Origin of the sequence: Henriciella sp. (assembly GCF_049649345.1) — a bacterium.
Classification (GTDB): domain Bacteria; phylum Pseudomonadota; class Alphaproteobacteria; order Caulobacterales; family Hyphomonadaceae; genus Henriciella.
In genome coordinates this window covers 1-2,246 of record NZ_JBARZC010000333.1, presented here as the reverse complement: position 1 = coordinate 2,246, position 2,246 = coordinate 1, and the positions used below count along the sequence as shown (strand labels likewise).

Here is a 2,246-nt window from a genome sequence, read left to right as displayed (position 1 = left end):
TCCATGGCGATCATGAAAAAGGACATGGGCGGCGCGGCCACTGCGCTCGGCCTCGCCGCAATGATCATGCAACTCGGTCTGGATCTGCGGCTGCGCGTGCTTGTTCCGGCAGTGGAGAACGCGATCGACGGATCGGCCCTGCGGCCCGGTGACATTCTGCCGAGCCGCAAGGGGCTCAGCGTCGAAATCAATAATACCGATGCCGAAGGCCGGCTCGTGCTTGCGGACGCGCTCGCGCTTGCCGACGAAGACACGCCCGAACTGATCATCAGCCTCGCCACGTTGACCGGGGCTGCCCGGGTGGCGCTCGGGCCGGATGTGCCCCCATTCTACACCGATGACGACCTACTTGCCGACGCGCTGGCAATTTCTGCCAGGCGCGTCGCAGATCCGCTTTGGCGCATGCCGTTCTGGGCTCCCTATGAGCCGCTCATCGAGCCGGGCATCGCCGATCTGGATAATGCACCCGGTGGTGGAATGGCTGGCTCGATAACCGCGGCACTGTTTCTGCGCCGCTTCGTGAGCCGGGACCGTGCTTATATCCATGCCGATCTCTATGGCTGGACGCCCAGTGCCAAACCCGCGCGCCCGCGCGGCGGCGCCTGTCAGGGCGCGCGGGCGCTGCTTGATATGCTCGAGACGCGCTATTGCAGCCCATGATCTGGGACGCCGCGCGCTTTCCGTCGCGTATGCTGGCCGCGCGCGCCGATCTCGCGGACGCGGCGCTTGCTGGTCAGGTCGCAGCGGAGCGGTTCGCGGAAGGCGTGGATCACGTCGTCTCTGCGCCGCTGCTCGATCTCACGCTTTCATCCGAGCCAGACAGCGAGATTGCCTCGCAGGTGCTCCATGGCGAGCGTTTCACCGTATTCGACATCTCGGCGGATGGCTTGGCTTGGGGCAGATCCTGGCTCGATGGCTATGTCGGCCATGTTTCTGCGAACGGGTTGCGCCGTTGCGTAAGAGGCGAACCACCTCCCGCAGCACGGGTTGCGGTCTTGAGCAGCCATGCCTATGCGCGCCCGGACGTGAAATCGCCAGTGCGCGCCAGCTTTCCGTTCCTTGCGCATCTCGCAGTGACCGGTTTCAATGGCGCATTTGCGGCGCTCGCGGATGGGACCTTTGTTCCGGCGGCGCATCTTGAAAAGGGGAGTATTGGTGTAGACGCGGCCGATATCGCCCTGCGATTTCTGGGCGTGCCCTATCTTTGGGGCGGACGAAGCGCTGCGGGCATCGATTGCTCGGGGCTGGTGCAGGCCGCGTTTTCCGCATTGGGCGAGGACGCACCACGCGACACGGATATGCAGGAGGCATGGCTGGGGGCGGAACTCTCCCAGGAGGCAGCTTCCAGGCGGGGCGATCTGGTTTTCTGGGCCGGACATGTCGGCATAATGACGGATGAAACGCATCTGGTTCACGCCAACGCCACCCATATGGCGGTTGTTGAAGAACCGCTTGCCGACGCTGTTGCTCGGATCGCCGCCGCCGGTTCCGGTGACATCACCAGCCGGCGGCGTGTGGGATCCGCGCAGTAGACCTGAGACAATGAGGCAGACGACGGATCGTTATCAAACGCCGGACGGTTCGGGGCTTCGAGACGCAAGTTGCATCGATATGCTCCCGCCCCGACTGCTAACCTAATGTGCAGCCTGCCCGCAAAATGCCATGGACCCCACTTCCTGAATCGGGCAGGGAGCGCTAGCATACAACCTATAATGATTTTAACGGCCACCTGAGGGGATGCTGAAATGTCCGACAAGCCAACGAATGGGTCCGGCGCTTCGCGCAACACCACCCGCCGGACAACCGCGCGCCGCACGACCAAGACCCCGGCACGCAAGACATCTTCCAAGGCCGCCGAGCAGACGTCTGCACCAAGCAAGTCAGCGCCTTCCGATACCGACATGACGCCCGGCGCTGCGCTCGAGGCCCTCGAAAAGGCGCAAAAGGCAGCAGAAGACGCGACACGGCAGCTCGAGGATCTCTCGAGCCGCATGGGCAAGACCGTCGAAGAGGCGATCGCCCGCGCGGACAAGCAGATCGGAGACCGCATCGCCAAGGCCGAGGCGGATTTCGACAAGGCGCTGAAGGCGTTCGAAGCCCGTGGCGAAAAGTCGGTCAACGCTGCTCAGGATGCAGCCGAGAAGGGCGCGAAGGCGATCCAAGATGCCACCGAAAAGAACATGAACCGCGCACAGACTGCTGCCGACAAGAACATGAAGGCTTTCCAGGATGCCGCAGACAAGAAC

General features: G+C 63.4%; 1 protein-coding gene and 2 pseudogenes. All 3 read left to right on the top strand.

Annotation, left to right across the window (positions count from 1 at the left end):
* Positions 1–660 (top strand): annotated as a pseudogene (locus WA989_RS09070) (leucyl aminopeptidase family protein); the annotation flags it as partial.
* Between the two features lie 29 nt (positions 661–689).
* A complete protein-coding gene (locus WA989_RS09065; protein ID WP_424340180.1) occupies positions 690–1,532 on the top strand; it encodes an NlpC/P60 family protein in 843 nt (280 codons plus the stop codon).
* A gap of 213 nt (positions 1,533–1,745) precedes the next feature.
* Positions 1,746–2,246, top strand: a pseudogene (locus WA989_RS09060) (hypothetical protein); the annotation flags it as partial.